The sequence below is a fragment of the Chryseobacterium sp. SIMBA_028 genome, assembly GCF_046535285.1.
Taxonomy (GTDB): Bacteria; Bacteroidota; Bacteroidia; order Flavobacteriales; family Weeksellaceae; genus Chryseobacterium.
In genome coordinates this window covers 1-277 of record NZ_JAWRWZ010000202.1, presented here as the reverse complement: position 1 = coordinate 277, position 277 = coordinate 1, and the positions used below count along the sequence as shown (strand labels likewise).

At 37.2% G+C, this 277-nt stretch carries 1 pseudogene; it reads left to right on the top strand.

The features are described 5' to 3' along the window. Positions 1-277, top strand: a pseudogene (locus SCA31_RS23150) (cation:proton antiporter); the annotation flags it as partial.

Below are 277 nucleotides of genomic sequence, written 5' to 3'. Positions count from 1 at the left end.
CCATGAAGAAGAAAATATTCTGTTGGCCATTAATCATGAAAAAACTGTGGAAAGAATGGTCAATCTCGGGATTTTAATAAAGGCTCATTCCAATACCGAAGATCTATTTGCATTGAATGTTATTAATGAAGATAAAAATGAGTCTTCCGTAAAAAATGCAGAGAAATTATTGCATCAGGCAACCGATGCAGCCGCTGCCGCAGATGTGAAATTGCAGGCTTTGAAAAGATATGACAATGACGTCATCAACGGTGTACACAACGTCATCAAAGAACAA